At 51.2% G+C, this 500-nt stretch carries 1 pseudogene; it reads right to left on the reverse strand.

Features of this window, described 5'->3' with window-relative positions:
* A pseudogene (locus tag ACTHTQ_RS11295) lies at positions 1 to 500 on the reverse strand (ribonucleotide-diphosphate reductase subunit alpha); the annotation flags it as partial.

Below are 500 nucleotides of genomic sequence, written 5' to 3' on the forward strand. Positions count from 1 at the left end.
AAGCGTTTGACGTAATCCAAGCGCGTCTCTTTCGGGTATTTGCTGAAGAGACACATCGCCACCAAAATAGATAAGAACTGCGGCGTTTCATAAATCTGGCGGGTAACGCGGTTCTGCACCAGATATTGGCCTTCGAGCTGCTTCACGGCGGCATACTAGAAGGTCATGTCGCGGCTGTGTTCGATATAGGCGTTCAGCTCTTCAAACTCTTCACGGCTGTAATCTGCGATGATGTGGCGGTCGTATTTGCCTGCTTCGGTCAGTTTTGTAACGTGATCGTAGAGGTGAGGCGGTTCGAATTCGTCATGAGCGATTGTGCGCAGATGGAAAATGGCGAGGCGGGCGGCCAGATATTGATAGTCGGGCGTATCTTGTGAGATCAGGTCGGCCACGGCCTTGATGATGGCCTCATGGATGGCGTCGGTACGGATACCGTTGTAAAACTGAATATGTGATTTGAGCTCGACTTGCGATACGGAGACGTTTTGTAAGCCTTCTGC

Origin of the sequence: Neisseria sp. P0020.S003, from assembly GCF_051957095.1 — a bacterium.
GTDB lineage: Bacteria > Pseudomonadota > Gammaproteobacteria > Burkholderiales > Neisseriaceae > Neisseria > Neisseria subflava.